Origin of the sequence: Nannocystis punicea (genome assembly GCF_026965555.1) — a bacterium.
Taxonomy (GTDB): domain Bacteria; phylum Myxococcota_A; class Polyangia; order Nannocystales; family Nannocystaceae; genus Nannocystis; species Nannocystis punicea.
The window spans coordinates 11,560,784-11,579,580 of sequence record NZ_CP114040.1 but is presented as its reverse complement, the minus strand read 5'-3'; the positions used below and the strand labels follow the sequence as shown (position 1 = coordinate 11,579,580).

Annotated in this window: 16 protein-coding genes; 7 read left to right on the top strand and 9 right to left on the bottom strand. The window is 72.9% G+C overall.

Going from position 1 to position 18,797, the window contains the following annotated elements:
- Positions 1–11 precede the first annotated feature (11 nt).
- The 3 genes from O0S08_RS44385 to O0S08_RS44375 all read right to left on the bottom strand — a co-directional run bounded on the left by O0S08_RS44385 (position 12) and on the right by O0S08_RS44375 (position 3,358).
- A complete protein-coding gene (locus O0S08_RS44385; protein ID WP_269035578.1) occupies positions 12–533 on the bottom strand; it encodes a hypothetical protein in 522 nt (173 codons plus the stop codon).
- A gap of 77 nt (positions 534–610) precedes the next feature.
- A complete protein-coding gene (locus O0S08_RS44380) occupies positions 611–2,752 on the bottom strand; it encodes a hypothetical protein (RefSeq protein WP_269035577.1) in 2,142 nt (713 codons plus the stop codon).
- A 48-nt stretch (positions 2,753–2,800) separates the two neighbouring features.
- Positions 2,801–3,358 carry an alpha-ketoglutarate-dependent dioxygenase AlkB gene (locus O0S08_RS44375; protein WP_269035576.1) on the bottom strand — a complete coding sequence of 186 codons (558 nt, stop codon included), beginning with the start codon at positions 3,356–3,358 and terminating at the stop codon, positions 2,801–2,803.
- A 98-nt stretch (positions 3,359–3,456) separates the two neighbouring features.
- On the opposite strand from O0S08_RS44375, the gene O0S08_RS44370 reads away from it, so the two are divergent.
- From O0S08_RS44370 to O0S08_RS44355, 4 genes are all read left to right on the top strand, one after another.
- The gene (locus O0S08_RS44370; protein WP_269035575.1) at positions 3,457–4,305 is read left to right on the top strand and encodes an EamA family transporter; all 849 of its coding nucleotides are present in this window, start codon (positions 3,457–3,459) and stop codon (positions 4,303–4,305) included.
- A gap of 32 nt (positions 4,306–4,337) precedes the next feature.
- Positions 4,338–4,802: a hypothetical protein gene (locus tag O0S08_RS44365; RefSeq protein WP_269035574.1), complete on the top strand. Its 465-nt coding sequence runs from the start codon at positions 4,338–4,340 to the stop codon at positions 4,800–4,802.
- Between the two features lie 251 nt (positions 4,803–5,053).
- Positions 5,054–6,070, top strand: coding sequence for a cupin-like domain-containing protein (locus tag O0S08_RS44360; RefSeq protein WP_269035573.1), 1,017 nt, complete (start codon positions 5,054–5,056; stop codon positions 6,068–6,070).
- Between the two features lie 192 nt (positions 6,071–6,262).
- Positions 6,263–6,781 (top strand): Spy/CpxP family protein refolding chaperone, encoded by a 519-nt coding sequence (locus O0S08_RS44355; RefSeq protein ID WP_269035572.1) that lies wholly within the window; start codon positions 6,263–6,265, stop codon positions 6,779–6,781.
- Between the two features lie 181 nt (positions 6,782–6,962).
- Here O0S08_RS44355 and O0S08_RS44350 read toward each other — a convergent pair whose 3' ends face one another.
- Positions 6,963–8,729, bottom strand: a complete 1,767-nt coding sequence (locus tag O0S08_RS44350) for a choice-of-anchor Q domain-containing protein (protein WP_269035571.1) — start codon at positions 8,727–8,729, stop codon at positions 6,963–6,965.
- Positions 8,730–8,976: 247 nt separating this feature from the next.
- Between O0S08_RS44350 and O0S08_RS44345 the strand changes: the two genes are divergently transcribed.
- Positions 8,977–9,411, top strand: coding sequence for a hypothetical protein (locus O0S08_RS44345; protein WP_269035570.1), 435 nt, complete (start codon positions 8,977–8,979; stop codon positions 9,409–9,411).
- A 280-nt stretch (positions 9,412–9,691) separates the two neighbouring features.
- Positions 9,692–12,496 carry a hypothetical protein gene (locus O0S08_RS44340; protein WP_269035569.1) on the top strand — a complete coding sequence of 935 codons (2,805 nt, stop codon included), beginning with the start codon at positions 9,692–9,694 and terminating at the stop codon, positions 12,494–12,496.
- Between the two features lie 518 nt (positions 12,497–13,014).
- On the opposite strand, the gene O0S08_RS44335 is transcribed toward O0S08_RS44340, so the two are convergent.
- Together O0S08_RS44335 and O0S08_RS44330 are read right to left on the bottom strand one after the other, a co-directional pair.
- Positions 13,015–13,443 carry a GNAT family N-acetyltransferase gene (locus tag O0S08_RS44335; RefSeq protein ID WP_269035567.1) on the bottom strand — a complete coding sequence of 143 codons (429 nt, stop codon included), beginning with the start codon at positions 13,441–13,443 and terminating at the stop codon, positions 13,015–13,017.
- A gap of 532 nt (positions 13,444–13,975) precedes the next feature.
- On the bottom strand, positions 13,976–14,422 hold the full coding sequence (locus tag O0S08_RS44330; protein WP_269035566.1) for an HAD domain-containing protein: 447 nt from the start codon (positions 14,420–14,422) through the stop codon (positions 13,976–13,978).
- 42 nt (positions 14,423–14,464) lie between these two features.
- Here O0S08_RS44330 and O0S08_RS44325 point away from each other — a divergent pair, with 42 nt between their 5' ends.
- Positions 14,465–14,695 (top strand): hypothetical protein, encoded by a 231-nt coding sequence (locus tag O0S08_RS44325; protein WP_269035565.1) that lies wholly within the window; start codon positions 14,465–14,467, stop codon positions 14,693–14,695.
- Positions 14,696–14,736: 41 nt separating this feature from the next.
- Here the strand turns inward: O0S08_RS44325 and O0S08_RS44320 are convergent, their stop codons facing one another.
- The 3 genes from O0S08_RS44320 to pcnB all read right to left on the bottom strand — a co-directional run bounded on the left by O0S08_RS44320 (position 14,737) and on the right by pcnB (position 18,376).
- Positions 14,737–15,306, bottom strand: a complete 570-nt coding sequence (locus O0S08_RS44320) for an endonuclease dU (protein WP_269035564.1) — start codon at positions 15,304–15,306, stop codon at positions 14,737–14,739.
- Positions 15,307–16,172: 866 nt separating this feature from the next.
- Positions 16,173–17,033, bottom strand: coding sequence for a class I SAM-dependent methyltransferase (locus tag O0S08_RS44315; protein ID WP_269035563.1), 861 nt, complete (start codon positions 17,031–17,033; stop codon positions 16,173–16,175).
- On the bottom strand, positions 17,030–18,376 hold the full coding sequence (pcnB, locus tag O0S08_RS44310; RefSeq protein ID WP_269035562.1) for a polynucleotide adenylyltransferase PcnB: 1,347 nt from the start codon (positions 18,374–18,376) through the stop codon (positions 17,030–17,032). The genes O0S08_RS44315 and pcnB overlap by 4 nt, the downstream gene beginning before the upstream one ends.
- Positions 18,377–18,797 lie beyond the last annotated feature (421 nt).

Genomic DNA, 18,797 nt, shown 5'->3' with positions numbered 1-18,797 from the left:
GGGCGATTCTTTTACTGGTGCGCGCAGTCGCAGGCGGCGTGGCGTCCGGCCGAGACGCAGGGCGTGTAGTCCATGGGCAGCATGCCGCACGCGACGTCGGTGACCGCGACCTGGCCGTCGCCGAGGTCGCGGAAGTTGTCCCACTCGAGATCGTTGCAGCTCGGCCCGCCCTCTCCCGGCCACCGGCTGGCCAGGCAGCGGGAGGAGACGGTGCCGCTGCACGTCTCGTCCGCGAGCGAGGTGACGAGGTAGTGGTCGGTCCACGTGCACTGGATGATGACCCCCGCCGGCTCGAACCCGCCGTCGAGTCGCATGAATCCGTCGCACTCTTCCTGCGTGGCCAGAGCTTCACACGCGGGGGCGAGCTCCTGGGCGCATGCCGCGAGATCGGAGGAGCTCACGCTCTCCATGTATTTCGCGCAGGCCGGGAATTGCTCCGCGAACTCGGAGGACTTGCCGTCCTCCGCGCACCCGCTGCCGATGGCGGCGATCAGCGCCGCATTTCGCCAATGAATTGTAAGTAGGTATTTCATTGCCTGTACTTCCGTTCGGCATCAACATCGCCGAATTATCATAGGTTTCCCGGAAGACATGTCTTCTATTAAAAAGATCAGCGGTTCGGCAGGCCGAGCAGGAGCTCGACGGTGCCGGGGCCGAGGGGGTCGTCTTCCATGGCCGGGCGGCCGCCGGCGGGCGGGTTGAAGACGACCGGGTAGCGGACGCGGTAGATCTGGTCGTCGAGGCGGCCGGCGGGGATCTCCAGGGCCCAGGCCGCCTCGAGCAGGCAGGACTCGAAGCCGGCCTCGCGGTGGTTGAGGCCGGCGGCGTCGACCTTCGCCAGCATGACCTCGCCCTTGCCGACCTCGATCTCGAACACGACCTTGCCGCCGAGCTGGTGGTCGCGCACGAGGGCCTTATTGAAACAGGCGCGGGCGCGCGGGAAGACGCGGATCCCGAGGTAGTTGCGGAAGATCTTCTCGTCGAGGAAGCCGCGCTCGTCGCCGTTGCCGCGGCCGGCCCAGGTGATGCCGAGCCGGGCGACGCGCTGTTGATTGAGGCCGAACCACGGCGGGCGGGTGAAGCCGTCGGCGGCGGCGCGGTCGAGGTCGGCCACGCCGAACGAGGCGACCAGGGCGGCGGGCGGCGGGCGCGAGGCGACCGCGCGCAGGGTCCGGCTGGTGCGCGCGCCGGCCAGCTTGCCGCGCACGCCGATGGTCGGCGGGGCGCCGGTGTAGCTGCCGCGGACGACGAGGACGTTGCCGGCGACGAGGCCGGCGGGGGCGGGCTCGTCGAGGGTGGCGCGGCGCGGGAGCTCGAGCTCGAGGTCGGAGAGGACGGCGGGGGCGGCCAGCAGCGCCTCGGTGAGGCCCTCGGGCGGCTCGCCTCCCGTGCGGCGCGCGTGCTGGGCCAGCGACTCGAGGCTGATGCGGGCGCCGAGCGCGGTGGCGACGCCGGCGATCGGGTGCTGGGGCGTGATCCCGCCGCGCAGCATCATCGGCTCGTCGACGATGAACAGCAGCTCGGGGCGGGTCGCCTTTGTTAAACTGTCCGAAAAGACATGTTCGATCTGCTGCGCGCCGATGCCGGCGGGGAGCATGCCGTCGGTGATGACGACGACGAGCGGGCGGCGAGCGCCGCGGGCGGCGATCCGGCGGCCGGCGAGGGCGAGGGCGGCGGCGAGGTCGGTGCCCTGCTCGCGCGCGCCGGCGTCGAGGGCGGCGGCGACGCGGTCGCGGGCGCCGCGGTCGCGGACGCCGGGGAACTCGCCGTCGGGCAGCAGCGGCCGGGCGGTGCGGGCGAAGCTGATCGCGTCGAAGGTGAGCGCGGCGGGCAGCTCGTCGAACAGGCCGGTGAGCGCGGCGAAGGCGTCGCGGTGCAGGTCGGGCGCGGTGCTGCGCGAGCGGTCGAGGACGACGACGATGTGATCGGGCCGCGGCGGCGGGGCGGCGCCGAGGCGCAGGTAGGCGCGGAAGCGGCCGCTCCTGGCGCGGGCGCCGGGCGGGGTCGGGTCGGGCAGGACCTCGAGGTGGCCGTCGAGGATACCTCTGTCCTTCGAGACATGTCTATAAGACCATGAAACTACGGACCTGTCCTCGGGGCGCGAGAGGAGGAAGCCGGCGCCGTCGCTCGCGCGGTCGTCGAGCCAGAAGCGCGGGACCTCGCCGGGGCGGGCGCCCTGGACGACGACGCGGCGCTCGGGGGCGAGGCCCCAGCGGTCGTCGCCGCGGCTCGGCAGCTCGAGCTCCCAGCGGTCGGCCCGCAGGCGCGGCGGGGCCTTGAGCTGCAGCTCGAGCTGGATGGTGGCATCGGGGTCGAGGTTGAAGACGACGACCTCGGCGGCGGGCAGGTCGCCGGCGACCGCGGGCGCGAGGGCGCGGGCGAACACGGTGCCGGAGGCGCGGTGGGCCGGCTCGACGGCGACGCCCGCGGGACGCCCCGGGCTCCACGTGCCGTCGCGGGCGACCGCGAGGCCGACGAGCTCGGCGTCGCGGGGCAGGGCCAGGCTGAGGACGGCGTCCTGGCGGCGCTTGCTGGCGTTGTGCAGGGCGACGCGCAGGCGCAGGTCGACCTTGTAGCCGTCGACGCCGGCGACGATCGCCTCGTAGGAGAGCTCCTGCACCGGGTTGAAGGCGCGCTCGGGGTTCGACTGGACGTCGATGTGCAGGTTGTCGGCGCGGGCCGGACCGGCGGCGACGAGGGGACCGAAGACGAGGGCGGCTGCGACGGCGAGGGTCCGGGACGCGGCAGGCACGATGGTCCAGTGTAACGCGGGACCGCTGCGACGGTCTCGGGACCGCGATCAGCCGCGGCGATCGCGGAGAACGGTGCGAAAGGTCAGCGACAACCGGCGACCGCGTGGCCCGCGATCGGGGTCGCTCTTGCGCGCCGGGATGGCGTGTCGCCAGCGGTAGCGCGCGTCCTCGGCGAGGACCAGCAGGCTGCGCGGCGGCAGCCACACGGCGGCCCTCAGGCCCGTGGTCGGCTGCGACAGCTCCATCACCGCGCCGCTGCCGAGGCTGAGCGAGGCGACCACCGGGCCGAAGCAGGGGACGCAGTCGATGTGGGCGGAGATCCCCTGGCCCGGCACATACTCGTTGACGATGACCTGGTCCGGAGGACAGGTGAAGATCGCTTCACTGCAGAGGCGCGCCGCCAGCTCGGCGGCCCACGTCGGCAGCGGCCCGAGCGGCTCGGCGGCGTCGACCTTGCGGCCGCGGTAGGCGTAGCGGTAACCGTGATGCTGGACGCGGCGGCGCAGGCTGGCGTCCCACGGGAGGGCGTCGACGGCGGCGACGATGTCCCGCTCGCGGCCTTCGGAGATCCACTCGGGGACGAGGCCGAGGCCGGGGACGGTCATGCGTGATGCTGCCACGGCGATGTCGCCGCCGCCGCGTGCAATTGCGCGCGTGCGCCGGGCTTGCAAGCGGGGCGGAACTGCGGGATGGCGGCCGGGCCATGCGCTCCCTGCTCGCGGCGACCCTGCTCTGGGCGTTCTCCTTCGGGCTGATCAAGCGCCACCTCGGCGGCCTCGATCCCAACTTCGTGGCGGCGATGCGGCTCCTGCTCGCGCTGCCGCTGTTCCTGCCGCTGCTGCGCGCGCGCGGGCTCGGGGCGGGGCTCGTCGCGCGACTGCTGGCGATCGGCGCGGTGCAGTACGGCCTGATGTACGTCGGCTACATCACCGCGTTCCAGTTCGCGGCCGCCCACGAGGTGGTGCTGTACACGGTGCTGACGCCGCTGTACGTCGCGCTGATCTGCGACGCGTACGCGCGCCGGTTCGACGCCGTCAACGTCGGCCTGGCGGCGCTTGCGGCCGCGGGAGCGGCGGTGATCCAGCACCGCGAGGGCGCCGGCGTCGCGTGGCTCGGCTTCCTGCTGGTGCAGCTGTCGAGCGTGTGCTTCGCGTGGGGACAATCGGCGTACCGACGATTGCGGCGCGAGCAGACCGACCTGCGCGACCGCGAGGTGATCGCGCTGCTGTACCTCGGCGGGGTGGTGGTGACGGTGATCGCGGCGACTGCGAGCGGCGGGTGGGCGACGCTGACGAAGGTGTCGGGGACGCAGTGGCTGGTGTTCGCGTACCTCGGGGTGCTGGCCACGGGGGTGGGCTTTTATCTGTGGAACCGCGGGGCGGTGCAGGTCGGCGCGGGCGCGCTCGCGGTGGCCAACAACCTCAAGGTGCCGCTCGGGGTGCTGGTGGCGCTGACGATCTTCGACGAACAGGCCGACCTCGTGCGGCTCGGGATCGGCGGCGGCTTGATGGTGGTCGCGGCGGCCGTGGCCTCGCGGCGCGGCGCGGCTTGACAGGCGCGGGCGATCGGCGTGTCCTGGCTGGGATGACGGAGCCGAAGTCTCCCAGGTTGACGCCGCTGCCCCCGGGGCCCGCGCTGGTGCGCACGACGCTGATCGCGGTGACGCTCGGCGCCGCAGCCTGCGGCGAGGAGAAGACCAGCGAGACGACGCAGACGCCGACGGTGCCGCCGACGTCGACGACCGAGGTCGACCCGACCGTGACGCCGATGTTCACGACGGCCATCCCGCCGATGGTGCCGCCGACGCCGACCGAGGGCACGACCGGCACGTCCGGCACCGAGGGGACGACCGCGGTGCCTCCCATGCGGCCGCCGACGTCGACCGGTGAGGAGACGAGCGGGACGACCACCGAGGACACCGCCGGGACGACGGTGGTGCCGCCGATGCCGCCGCCGCAGACGACCGGCGAGGAGACGAGCGGGACGACCACCGAGGACGGGACCACGGCGATCCCGCCGATGCCGCCGCCGCAGCCGTCGGACCCGTGATTTCTCTGTTTATTTAATGGACATGTCCAAGAGAGCATGTGCGCTGGTTCCGGCGCCCCGGGTGTGTCTGGTCGATCCCCGCGATGCCGCCGTCGGTCAGTGGCTCTTTCGAGCATGTGTTAAAGAGAATGTCTTTAAGAACATGTCCAAGAGAGCATCGTCGAGAGGGTCGGCGCGGCGCGCCGCGCGCAGGACCGCCCCTGAGCCCGTGATCTCTTGGAGCATGCTTTGAAGAACATGTCCGTAAGAACATGGCCGTGAGAGCACTTAAAAAATTGTCGACGCGACGCGGGCGGGCGACGCTGTCGCCGGCGTACCGGGCGTGGCTGGTCGAGAACCTGCTGCGCGGGGCCGGGGAGGCGGCGATCCGGGCGGCGCTGGCGGAACGCGGGGTGCCGCAGGAGGTGATCGCGGGGGCGCTGGCGGGGGCGCGCGGCTCGGCCGAGCTGGCGGGGGCGCGGGCGGCGACGGCGGGGCTGCGGCGCGAGGCGCTGGCGGGGCGGCTGCGGCGGGCGCTGCGGGCGACGTCGCCTTCGATCGAGCGGCGGGCGTTGCCGTCGCCGCAGGAGTTTTTGAAGAGCTACTGGGCGACCGGGACGCCGGCGATCTTCACCGACGTGGTGCCGCGCTGGCCGGCGTTCTCGCGCTGGAGCCCGGCGGACCTGCGCGAGCGCTTCGGGCCTGCGGAGATCGAGATGTCGATCGGTCGCGCGGCCGACGACGACCCCGACGTGCGCTTCAAAGAGCACGTGCGGCCGACGACTCTGGCCGACTACGTCGATCGGGTGCTCGCGGCCGGGGAGACGAACGACCTGTACCTGATCGCCAACAACCGCAACCTGGCCCGGCCGGGGCTCGCGGGGCTGCTCGAGGACGTCACGCTGCCGGCCGGTTACTTCGACGCGTCGCGCAGCGCGAGCTGCGGGGCGCTGTGGTTCGGGCCGGCGGGGACCGTGACGTCGCTGCACCACGACACGTCGAACATCCTGTTCTTCCAGGTGGTCGGTCGCAAACGCTTCCGCCTGTACCCGCCCGACCAGCCGCAATTGCTGGCGGCGGCGCGCGGGGTCTACAGCACGCTCGACCCGGAGCTGCCGAGCCCGGAGCTGGCGGAGGCGTTCGGCTTCGACGAGGTGCTGCTGCCGGGCGAGGCGCTGTTCCTGCCGGTCGGCTGGTGGCACCACGTGCGCGCGCTCGACCTCAGCATCAGCGTGGCGTTCAACAACTTCGTGTGGCCCAACGACTTCGAGTGGTACAAGCCCGGCTGACCCCATTCGCCGACCGCGCGCCGACCCGTACCCTCACGCGCGGCAGAGCCCGCCGCGCCATCGGCGGCATTGTCCGTCGGCGCCGGTTGACAGGCGTGGGTCCGGGCCGAATACTCCGAGGACGCGCGAGGCAGGTCGCCCGCGCGGTCCGGACAGCGCCGGGAGCGAGAGCCCCGGCAGAAAGCGACAATCATGCATCCCTGGTTCTCTGCGTGGCGCGGGTTTGCCCGCCGGGTGGCCGCGTCGCGGCATTACGGGCACGAGCACGCCCGTCATTGTGGTGGTTTCGGTAGAGGTCGCTGCGGCGACCATGACGAGGGTGGTGGTGGCGAGCAGGGCGGCGGCCCCGAGAGCTTCTTCTGGGGCGGCGGTCCGTTCGGCGTGCGCCGGCCGCTGCGCTTCCTGGCCTACAAGCTCGGGCTCGACGAGCGCCAGGTCAGCGAATTGGCGGTGATCCTCGACGGCCTCAAGGTCGAGCGCGCCCAGGCCGAGCTCGACCTGCGGCGCACCAGCGGCAGCTACGCCGACCTGCTGGCCGCCGAGACGTTCGACGACGCCGCCGCGGCCCAGATCGCCGCGGAACGCACGCGCTCGGCCGAACGCGTGCAGAAGGCCGTGCAGGTGGCGGTGGGCAAGATCCACGCGCTGCTCGCCGAGGAGCAGCGGCGCCGCTTCGTGTACATGCTCCGCACCGGCCTCGTGCGCCTGTGAGCGGGGTCGCGGCGATCCCCGCGGATCGCCGCGAGCACGCATCGTCGCGGGCGCTCTTCCCGGAGCGCGCCGCGGCGCTGACTTCGGTCGATCACCTGCGGTGATTGGCGAGGATGCCCCGGGCGCGCGCTCGGGCCAATCGTCGATGAATGCGTCGGTCGGCGTCCTGTCGTCGGTGGAGTCACTGCATTTCGAGCGCGCCGAGGGTGCACGGATCGGCGCGGGGTTCGCCGCGCTGATCGGTGGGCGGGCAGTCGCTGCCGGCCGCGAGGGCGGGGCTGCCGGCGAGCGGGGCGATCGTTCGGGTCGGGCCGCCGTTGTCGGCCAGTTCGCCGAGGAGCGGGTCGACGCGGGAGATCCCCGGCGTGCAGTCCATGTCGTCCTGGAGGCCGTTCGGCCACTGGATGTTGTGATCGCCGGTGCCCGGCGGGCTGGCGAACATCGAGCCGGTGCAATTGAGCGGGGTGTACTGATTCTCGGCGTTGTTGCTGATGATGGTGTTGCGGACCACGAGCGGGGTGACGCGCAGGATGCCGGAGCCGAATTGCGCGTCGTTGCCGGCGATCGTGCAATTGAGGATCGTGCCGGAGGTGCCGTCGCCGATGGTGAGGCCGGCACCGATCCCGCGCGTCGTGAAGTCGGCCTGCGGCCAGGTCGAATTGCCGGTGATGGTGACGTTGGTCAGATCGGCGACGGCGGGCTGGGCCCCGTGGCCGAGGATCCACACGCCGGCGGAGCCGCGGGCCTTGTTGCCGGAGATGGTCGAATTGCTCAGCGTGACGGCGGTGCCCTGAATGTAGAGCGCGCCGCTGCTCGGCGAGTCGTCGTCGTCGTGGTCGGGGATCTCGTTGTCGGCGAAGGTGCTGCGATCGATGTTCGTGGGCTCGCCCTCGTAGCCGGTGCGGAACAGGGCGGCCCCGAAAGCGCCGCCCTTGTTGCCGTGGACGGTGGCGCCGCAGATGGTGAGCTCGCGGCCGCTGCCGTCCATGACGATGGCGCCGCCGTTGCCGCCGTTGCCGGCCTGCTGGCCCATCATGTCGATGTAGTTGGCGCCGCGCCCGGTGGCCTCGTTGGCGGTGAAGGTGGAGTTGACGATGGTGAGCGCGGTGTGGAGGGCCCCGAGCGCCCCTCCGTTGGCCGCGCGGTTGTTGTTGAATGTGCAACCGACGACGGTGGTGGCGCCGACGCCGATGCCGTAGATCGCGCCGCCGGCGACGTCGGGGCCCCAGGTGGCGGCCTCGTTGTTCTCGAAGGTGCTGTCGATGGCGGTGACGTTGCCGCCGAGGTGGAAGATGGCTCCGCCGCCGCCGTCGACGTCGGTGCCGAGCGGGGTCTCGGTGCCGCTGGACTTGCCGTCGATGAAGCGCAGCCGCTGGACGGTGAGGTTCGGACCCTGCGACTCGAAGTTGCTGGTGTTCATGTCGAGGATCCGCGTGACCCCGCCGCCGGACAAAGTGACCTCGTGGTCGCCGTCGAGGACGAGGTCGCCGGTGATCTTCAGCGCCTGCGCGAGGGTGATGGTGACCGGGCCGCCGCAGTCGAAGGTGACGACGCCGCCGCCGGCGACTGCGCTGGCCAGCGCGGCCTCGGTGCAGCTCTGCGCGGTGCCGTCGCCGACGACCGCGGTGGGGCTCGAGGTGTCGACGAGGTCGACCGGGACGTCGCAGATGCCCGCGGGCGGCGGCGGGGGCGGATCGCCGGTGTCGGTCGGATCGGCGGTGGTCGGGTCGCCGGTCGAGGCGTCGCTCGTCGGGCCGCCGGTCGCGGTGGCGCCGGTGTCGGTCGGATCGGCGGTGGTGCCGTCGCTGCCGGTCGGCGCGCTGGTCGGCTCGCCGGTGGGACTGCCGCTGGGATCGCCGGAACCTGTCCCTTCGGGCATGACGGCGCCGCTGTCGCCGCAGGCCGCGAGGGCGGCGAGGAACGCGAGGCCGAGCTTGAGCTGCTGCATGCGGCGAAGGTACCGCGTGCACGGCCGCGGCGGCGCGGGGGATCGAGGCGACAAGGGAACGGCGCGAACGCGGTGCGGGCGGTTCCGCGGGCTCGGGGAGATTCTCGGGAGGAGCGAGGGCGAGAATCGCAGGAGCGCGCCGGCGGCAATGGTGGGACGTCGTGGCAATCGCGCGATCGGCCGATTGACGAGAGGTCCGCGGATGCGGTCTGGCAGGCGAATGCGGGCCGGAGTAGCGTCGGCCCGCATGCGCAGAGCGACTCGATGGCTCACGAGCACGATGACGGCGGCGATCCTGGGGTTCGCCTGCGGGGAGCCGCCCTCGTCCGAACAGCCGACCGGGGCGCTGTGCGTGGAGGCGGCGGATTGCTACCCCGAGATCGATCACGCGCTGCTCGGGACCGTCTTTTGCGAGACCAAATTCGAGGATGGCTATTGCACGCACACGTGCGAGACGGACGAGGATTGTTGCGCGATCGACGGCGAGTGCGAGCCGGCGGTTTCTTACGTCTGCACGCCGCTGGCGAATGACGCGACGAAGCGCTGCTGGGTGAGCTGCGAGGCCGACTCGCTGGCCGGGGCGGACCCGGCGGCGTATTGCCTGATGCACGCCGGCCCCGGCGCAGGCTGCCGCTCGTCGGGCGGAGGGAGCGAGAATCGCGACATCTGCGCGCCGCCGTGAAAGAGCGGGCGCAAGGGCGGTGGCCCGAGGGGCAGTGAGGGGGGAAAGCCGCGAGGATGCGTCGTCGTGGGCGGGCGGAGTTCGGGTGACTGGCGAGGGCTCGAGTGGCGACGAGAGGTCGTGGCGGGCGATGGGCAGGATGCGGCTCCGCGATTCGCAGGGTGCAGTCGCCCGGGTCGAATCGCGGGACCGGCGGTGAGGTGATGGGGCAAAGGGACGGTAGACGCGCGCTTGCGTACGCCGGGGGTGTTGGGGCAAGTTCGCCCTGGAATTGGCCTCCGTGAGCGATCTTGCCCCGAACTCTGCCGCCCCGCCCGAGCCCGTGCGGACCCCCCTGCCCGCCACGCTGTGGCTCCGCTCGAAGCGGCCGGTGACCTCGGCGGCGGCGCGGATCTACGTGCCGGTGGTGGTGATCGCGGGGGCGCTGCTGTTCGCGCCGCGTGGGCCGGTGTTCTGGGGGCTGTTCGCGGGGGCGACGCTGTGGTTCGCGCTGTTCCCGGTGATCGTGCAGGGGCTGCTCGGTCCGCTCGAGCGGGCGGTGCTGGCGGCGACGCCGAGCACCGCGCCGGGGCTGCTCGACGCGCTCCGCGGGCAGCGACGGGTGCGCTGGTTCGCGCCGTTCGCGTGGACGGCCCTGCAAGAAGGGCGGCTGCACCTGGTGCGCGGCGACGGGCGGGCGTCGGCGAAGGCGCTGACGGAGTCGGCGCGGCTGGCCGGGTTGATGGGCGATCCGCCGGCGGGGATCGTGTCGGCGCAGGCGCACGCGCTGCTGATCGCCGACGCGCCCGAGCAGGCGCGAGACCTGCTGCAGTCGCTGGTGAAGCGCCAGGCGGTCGGACCGTGGGACCAGTTGCATCTGGCCGCGGCCCAGCTGCTGGCCGGAAAGCCGCGGGCGGACGAGGTCCGGGCCGAGCTCGACGCGGCCCAGGCGGCGCTCGGCGCGACGCCGCGGGTGCTGGCGACCCGCGCGCTGCTCGAGCAACGCGCAGGCGCGTCGGAGTCGGCGCTGTCGGCCCTGCGCGGCGCGGAGGCGGGGCTCGATGCGGCGCCCGACAAGCTGGCGCAGGCGCTGGTCGAGCGGGCGCGGCGGCTGCTGCGGCCGGCGGTGAAGGCGAGCGAGAAGCGGGCGCGCAAGCACGAGGCGCGGGCGACCGAGCGCAAGGATGGCGCGAAGGACATGTCGCCTGGGGCAGGTGCGAAAGGACAGGCCGCAGGCGAGGGCTCGAAGGGGCCGCGGCAGGGCGCGGGCGATCGGGCCGGGAAGGTCTCGGCGCGGTCGAACGCGGGCGCGGTCGCGGTCGCGAGAGGGAGCGAGGCCGGGGAGGCGCGGGCGACGAGCGGGGCGCCGGTCGCGGGCGGGGTGGTGCTGGCGCTGCCGGTGGGCCCGGCAGAGGCGGTCGGGGCGGAGCGGGCGGAGCGCGAGGTCGAGAAGCCGCGCGGGAAGCGAAATGTCCGCCGTGAGGAGCGGCGAGCGGCCCGTCGCGCGGCCAAGGCGGAGCGCCGCGTGACCCAGCGAGCGACGAGCACGCCGCCGCGCAGCGCGACCCGGGCAGTGAGCAAGCCCGAGGCGAAGGTGGCGGCTGTCTCTGCGGACAGGTCGGGAAAGCCGGATGCGAAGCGCGCGGAGACGGCTGCGGTGAAGCCGGCAGGCGCTGCGCTGGCGGGCGAGGCCGCGCGAGGGCAGGCGAGCGGCTCGGTGGCGAAGGTCGATGTCCGTGAGGACAGGGTCGAAGGGGCAGGGTCTGGCGGGCCGGCAGTGGCGCTGGCGGGCGAGGCTGCGCGAGGGCAGGCGAGCGGCTCGGGGGCGAAGGTCGATGTCCGTGGGGACAGGGTCGAAGGGGCAGGTTCTGGCGGGCCGGGAGTCGCGGTGCTGGCGGGCGAGGCTGCGCGAGGGCAGGCGAGCGGCTCGGTGGCGATCCGTGGGGACAGGGTCGAAGGGGCGGGTTCTGGCGAACCGGTGATCTCGGCTGGGAGCATCCGCGGGATCGAAGGGGCCGGTTCTGGGGCTGTCCGTGGGGACATGGTCGAAGGGGCAGGGTCTGGCGAGCCGGTGACTTCGGCCGGGGCTGTCCGCGGGGACAGGGTCGGAGGGGCAGGCCTCGCCGAGGCGGCCGGAGCCGGCTTGCCTGTCCTTGGGGACAGGGTCGAAGCGAGCGCTCCGGCGAAGCCTGCGGGCGTCTCCCCGGGCGAGCCTGCGCCGGGGGGCGGAGCGACGCGGGCCGGCGGGGCGCCGCCGGCAGGGTCGTTGTTCGGGCACCCCGGGGCGCCGCCGGCAGGGCCGGGCGTCGGAGTCGGGCGGCCGGGCACGTCCGGGCCGTCGCCGGCGGCAGGGGTGAAGCCGCCGGCGTTCTCGGTGCCGCTGGCGAAGCCGCCCGCAGCTGGCGGCTTGCCCGTGGGTGGCAGCCCGGGCGGGCGTCCGCCGCTCGGCTTCCCGGCCGGGGCGAATCAGCCCTCCGCGGGGTCCATCGCGTCGGTGCCGGGGGTCGGAGCAGCCACGCCGACGCCGGGGACGGCGGGGCCGATCGCCCCGACTGCGGGGCCGAAGCCGGCGACGCTCGCAGGAGGGTCCGGGATCCCGACAGCGCCCGTACCGACCCCGGTGGCGCCGGCGGGGGCACGGGCTCCGAGCGTGCCTGCTCCTGCGGCGCCGGGGATTGGCACGCCACGGGCTCCGAGCGTGCCCGTGGCGGCTCCTGCGGCGCCGGGGAGCCTGGGCGCGCCCGTGGCTCCCAGCGTGCCCGTGGCGGCTCCTGCGGCGCCGGGGAGCCTGGGCGCGCCCGTGGGGGCTTTGGGTACGCCGCGGGCTCCCAGCGCGCCCGTGGGGGCTCCTGGCGTGCCGGTGATTCCGGTGGCTCCGGTGGTGGCGCCGGTGATTCCGGCCGCCCCGGTGCTGGCTCCGCCGCTCCTCGCGGGCGGCTCGTTGCCGCCAGTGGCGAAAGCGCCGAGCGTGGCCCCGCCGGTCGTGTCGGCCGCGCCGCCTGCGGTGGCGCCGGAGGCCTCGCCGGTCGCGGGAGCCGCGGACGACGCGGAGTGGGACTCGCTGCTCGACGCGCTCGACGGCGCACCCGGACCGAAGCCGGTCTGAGGCGAGTGCGCGCCCGAATGGGCGCGAGCATCACTCGGGACGAGATCCAAAAGGCATGTCCTTTGGGACATGTCCATTCGTGCGACCGTCGAGAGGCCGGCGTCGTCGACCCGCCGGGCACGAGCGGGCGACGACAGCGGTTCCGAGCGCGGTCATCACGGCCGCGGAGGGCGAGTTCGGCGAGCGGTCCAGGACCCGGGTCCGGCGGCGGGGGGCGGCTACTGCGGTCGTGCTGAACTCGAGTGCAGGCGATAGCGGCACGGCTGTCGTGGTCCGTCGCCACGACGGCGCTCTCCAGGGAGCTTCCGTGTTCTGGCGAGGGTCGGCGTATGGGGAAAGTCAGCCGCGACCTGCCTGTCGTGCTCGTTGCCCGTGGTCGGCAGATTCCTCGGTCCCTGGGCTCGAGTCGGACGCCGTCCGGATCGGAGGTGCCTGATGGGCATCATCAAGGGACATGTCGAATACGACATGTCCCTTGAAGCATATCTTGAGAAGATGTTGGGCACACCGCGGCCAGGCTAGGGGCGGGCGAGGCGGAAGATCACCTCGCCGCTGCGGGAGCGGCCGACGTCGGCCCAGCCGGCCGCGCGGTAGACGTGGTCGGCGCGCGTGCCGACGGCGGTGGTGAGCTGGATGGCGTCGAGCTCGGGGTGCGACCACAACCATTCGACGGCGCGGTCGAGCAGCGCCCGGCCGATGCCGCGGCGCTCGTGGGCGGGGTCGATGAAGAGGGCCCAGATCGATCGGTGCTGCGGGTGCGCGGACGAGAAGCCGAGGACGGCGCCGTCCTCCTCGCACACCCACGACCTGCCGGGGCCGGTGATGTGCTCCTCGTAGTCGGGGACGGTCACGAGGCCAGGGTTCGAGAGGATGTTCTCGCGGACGGCGGCGCGGATCACCTGCAGGCGGGGGATGTCGGGCAGCTCGGCCTCGCGGTACGTCAACATGCGGCGGAGGATAGTGCGCGGCGCGGCCGTCGACCAGTGGCGGGAACAACCTCGCAAGGCGGACGCGCCGGGCGAGGTCCTGGGCGCCAGGGGGTCGACGAGGGGGATGCCGCTCAGGCATGGGGGAGACACCGCACGCATGAGCCTCGACGGCCTGTCGATCGCGGGGGCGGTTCGGCGCGGCTCGCTCGGCTCGCCGGCACTCGCGGGGCCTCGCGAGGCCTGGCTCCCTGGAACTGTGGCGATTGGCGCTTACACGTAGCGAATCGAGGGAGCACTGCGGAGGTCCGCAGGACCTGCGGCGATTGGCGCTTATCCGGTCGCGAATCGAGGGAGCACCTGCGGAGGTCCGCAGGACCGGCGACGATTGGCGCTCACTCGGGCGCGAATCGAGGGAGCACCTGCGGAGGTGCGCGGGAACTGTGACGATTGGCGCTCACTCGGCGACGAATCGCGTGAGGACCGGCGGAGGTCGCAGGCGCGAGGCGGGCGCCGGGGCGCGCAGGAACCGGCGATTGTTCGCTGTGTGGGCTCAGTCGGCGAGCTGGGCGAGGACCTGCGGGAGCTCGCGGGTGGTGAGGCCGTGGACGCGGCAGGTCTTGACCAGGCGGCCCGGCAGCTCGGGCATGTCGAATTGATCGTCGATGGCGACGTAGCGGGTCGGGGGTTCGGGCTGCGCGTCGAGCCAGGCGCGGATCTCCCGGCCCCGGCGCGGGCCGTCGACGTTGGGCGTGATGCCGACGACCTGGGCCTCGCAGCCGGCCGCGGCGAAGCTGGCCCGCAGCTCGGCCAGCGGTAGCGTCAATCGCCACGACGACGACAGCACGACCACGGCGCCCGTGGCTCGCACGATCTGGTTGAGCACCGCGACGTTGTCGGGATCGAGGCAGGCGGACATGCCGGGGCCCTCGGGCTCGGAGCGCGTGCCGAGGTTGTTCATGACGCCGTCGATGTCGAGGAAGATGACCTTGGGCGGCACGATCTCGAGGCTAGCACCGCGACCGGGCCGACTGCGAGGGTCATGGATCCGCGCAGTCGACTTCTCGGACATGTCGTCGAGGTCAGGCCGCACGCGCGGCTCGGGCAGTCGCTGAGTCGCCTCGACCACGCAGCGCTGTTCGTGGAACGTGGCGGTGCAACGACTCGGGCGGCCTCCGACCTGCGATCGCAACACACGCGGATCGCGGCGAATGAAATGCGCGACGCTTGGAATTTTCCCGGCGCGAACTGTCGCCGCGGGCTGCTGGAGTGAATGTTTGCACCTGTCCTTTCAGGCAGGTCCGCAAGCGGCGTTCAGGCGCGGCCCTTGCTGTACCCGCGCCCGAAAGCGCCGGCGATCAGGTGAGCCAGACGCAGCGGCTCGGGCAGCGCCCCGTGAACGCGGCCGCGCTCGAGCAACAGCGCGGCCTCGGCGACGGCGAGGCCCTTGCGCTGGACCCATACGCCGGCCAGCGGCTCCATCGCGCCGGCGCGCTGGATCAGCTTCCACTTGCGGGCGCCGCCGGGGAGGCGCTCGAGGGCGGCGCGGATCTTCACGAGGTCGGGCGGACGACGCGCGACGACCAGGATCGGGCGGGCGATCGCCTCGTGCAGCTCGTCGAGGTCGACGACGTTGAAGCCGGCGAGCGCGATGCCCTGCAGGACCACGGCCTGGACCGCCTCGGCGAACGGCGAGCCCAGCAGCATGGCGGCGATCCGCCGCGCCGCGTCGGCGCCGTCGCGGCGGACCTTGCCCCGCAGGACGCCGTCCAGCCGACCGGAGGTGCAGATGGTGCCGATGATAGCGACGTCGCCACGGTGCTCGCGCGCGAACGGAGCGTCGTCGACGCCGAGCAAGTTCGAGAGGCGACGGACCGAGGTCATGGGCTCACGGACGAGGAGGGTGGCGGAAGCGAGGGCAGGGCGCGCGGCGCAGACGAAGCTCGCACGACGAGCTCGGACGCGCGAGCCCTGCGCCGCACGGGCGCTCGTCGCGGTCGCGCTAGCGAACCGCGCGAAGACCTCCGCCGGCCACCGTACCGAGGATCCTTCGAGCCGAGGGACCTGCGCGAAGACCTCCGCCGGCCACCGTACCGAGGATCTTTCGAGGCTTACCGAGCCGAGGGGCGCGAACCCTGTGCTGCAGGGGGCGCTCGTCGCGGTCGCGCTTGCGACCTGAGCGAGGATCTCCACCGGCCACCGTACCGAGGATCCTTCGAGGGGCGCGAGCCCTGTGCTGCAGGGGGCGCTCGTCGCGGTCGCGCTCGCGACCTGCGCGAGGATCTCCGCCGGCCACCGTACCGGGCATCCTTCGAGACTTGCGTCGACGAAAGGCCACCGGCAAGGAAGCGATCCGGGGCCCGGGCATCGCCTGATCGACCGGACGCGGCGAGGCGGTCCAGGCGCCGCTCGTGGAGCGTCTCGCTCAGACTCCGTGGGGGGCTGTAGTCCGCCGATGCGCCGCGGAATCGCCCGCCTGCCTGGCGGACGCCGCGGAACGATCGGTGAGCTCCGTCGCGGCGCCGTGGGACCACGGAGCTCGAGTTCAGCGAGACTTCCATGCCCCGAGTCTCGACCCGGCGGGCGAGCGCGCGAGTCGTCGCAGTGGGTCGCCGGCGCGAAGTCGTCGCCGTCGCCGCCCGGCTCGGGGGCCCGATGCCGCAGCTTCCCCGTCTCCGCGCTGCAGGGGGAGTCCTGGCCGACCTCAGGGCCGCCGCCGCCGCGCAGGATGTCTTTTAAAGCATGTCGATTCAGACATGTCCCGAGGGCCTGGTGCAGAGGCCGCACTGGGAGTCGATGCCGGGGGCGAGGCGTGTGCCGCGGAAGTTGCCGCCGAGGCTGTCGAGCGTGAGGCCGGCGGCGGCGACGAGGTGGCGCAGCTCTTCGGGGAAGATCTGGCGGTGCGCGAGGTGGACGACCTGGACCGGCTCCGGCGGCGGCTTGAAGGCGCGCGGGCGCTTCGGGGCGTCGTCGTAGTAGATCCGCACGTGGCACACCTGGGTGTGCGGGTCGTAGGTGTGATTGGTCGAGTAGACCATCGCCGCGCCGCTGCGCGGGTGGGTGAAGTGGGTGACGCTGTGGCGCTCTTCGGGGTCCCAGGTCAGCCACTCGAGGTCGGGCAGGAGGACGTCGAAGGCGAACCGACCGCCGGGCACGAGCACGCGCGCGGCCTCGCGGAAGCAGCGCAGCAGGTCCTCCCACGAGTACAGGTGCATGAGCACGTTGAAGGGGGCGAACACGAGGTCGGCGCTGGCGTCGGGCAGCGGCAGGGCGGTGATGTCCCCGAGGACAGGTTCGAGGCGGGCGGCGACGTCGGTCGGCGCGCCGGCGGCCTTGCGCCGCAGGTGGTCGAGCATGGTGGGCATGCGGTCGACCGCGACGACGCTGTGGCCGTCGTGGCACAGGGGCAGGCTGATCCGCCCGGTGCCGGCGCCGAGCTCGACGACCCGCTGGCGCAGGCCGCGGTCGCGCGCGAGGCCGCGGTACCAGGCGACGTCGTGGCGGTGGTCGCGGTACTCGAAGTCGTACAGCTCGGGGTCTTCGTAGTGCTCGCTGGTGCCCAGTCGCAGCAGGGCCTCGGGGTCGAGGGGGCCCTTGCCGCGGCGCGTCACGGCGAGCCCGACTCGGCGGAGTGACGACGGCCGTCGGAGCCGTTGCGCGTGCGTCGCCGCCGCTTGCGCCGCGGGCCGCCGTCGAAGTCGCCCTCGGACTCGATGCGCAGCGGCTGGGTGACCGCGGCGAGGCGCTGCCAGTGGCCGAGCTCGCTGCCGTCGCCGCCGCGGGCCTTGACGGTGAGGCCGAGGAAGACCAGCGCTTCGTGGAAGTACTGCCGCTGGACCAGCGAGGGCCGCCGCTTCTTGCGGCTCAGCGACTCGACCATGCGCCGGTGGGCCATGAGGATCTGCCGCGCCAGCTCGCGGTCGCGGCGGGCGACGCCGAGGCTGACGCAGACCGGACCCATGAGGTCGTCGATCAGGCGGTCGAGGCCCTGCCGGCTGGCGGTGTGCCACTGCTCGTCGAGCAGCGGGGCGAACAGCACCGCCAGGAGGACGCCGTTGCTGGCGACCTGGCTGGTGGCGCTGGTGTACTCGTCGAGCGCCTCGAGCAGGTTCCACATCACCCGCGAGGGCTCGCCCGCCTTCGTCTTGCTGGCCGGCCCGGACAGGCCGCTGGGGCTCAGCTTGCGGTAGAGGTCGACGTAGCTCGGCATCAGCTCCGTCATCAGCCGCGACTCGAGCAACAGCTCGAAGCTGCGCCGCGCCGCCCCGCCGCGCAGGAGCTTGTAGATCTCCTCGAGCACGCGGGCGCGCGAGCACTTGCCGATGTGGTTGACGGTGTCGAGCAGGGCCCGCCAGGTGGCCTCCTCGATGGTGAAGTCGAGCCGCGCGGCGAACTTGATCGCGCGGAGCATCCGCACCGGGTCCTCCTGGAACCGCAGCAGCGGGTCGCCGATCGTGCGGATGACGCCGCGCTCGAGGTCGGCCAGGCCGTCGACGAAGTCGACGATGGCGTCGGCGTCGGTGTCGTAGAAGAGGCCGTTGATGGTGAAGTCGCGCCGCCGCGCGTCGTCCTCGACCGTGCCCCACTCGTTGTCGTGGGTGATCAGCGGGTCGTCCTCGGCCGTGATCGGGGTGGTGCGGAAGGTGCTCGTCTCGATGATCTTCGGGCCGAAGAACACGTGCGCGAGCTTGAAGCGGCGGCCGATGATCCGGCAGTTGCGGAACGCCTTGCGGATGGTCTCCGGGGTGGCGCTGGTCGCCACGTCGAAGTCCTTCGGCCTCCGCTTGAGGAACAGGTCGCGCACGCAACCGCCCACCAGGTAGGCCTCGTGGCCCCCGGCGACCAGCTTGCGGACGACCTTGAGCGCGTCCGGGTCGACATCCCGGATCGAGATGGCCCCCTGAAGGCGCGGCGGCGTCGGGACGGAGGGGCTGCTTGCCTTCACTTCGGGCATCGCGTGCTGCTGCGCCCCCTTACCACACGGGGGCCCCGAGATGGTGGAAAGGCGTCGATGCGTGTTTTCGCGCATGGGACTCGGCGGGTCCGGGCGAGGTTCGGGCGTTCGGGCTGGACCGGAGCCCGGGTCGATGGGAACACTTCGGTTTTATTTTGTTTTTCTCCGCGCCGCGCCCGCGGTTTCGGGCGAGGACCGCGGAGGCGTCGGCGCTCCGCGAGGCGGGGACATCGACGGGTGATAGAGCGCGCGCGCCGCCCTGCGTGGGCGCACAATGCGCAGGCACTGCGTGAGCGAACCCGTCCGAGCCGGACAGGAGGCGAATGGCGAAGACGGTTCACGTCGGCAGTGCGCAGGTCGCGCGTCGCGGGACTGCACAGAGCCGGCTGCCAGCCGAGTGTCGGGATTGCTCGGCGGGCAG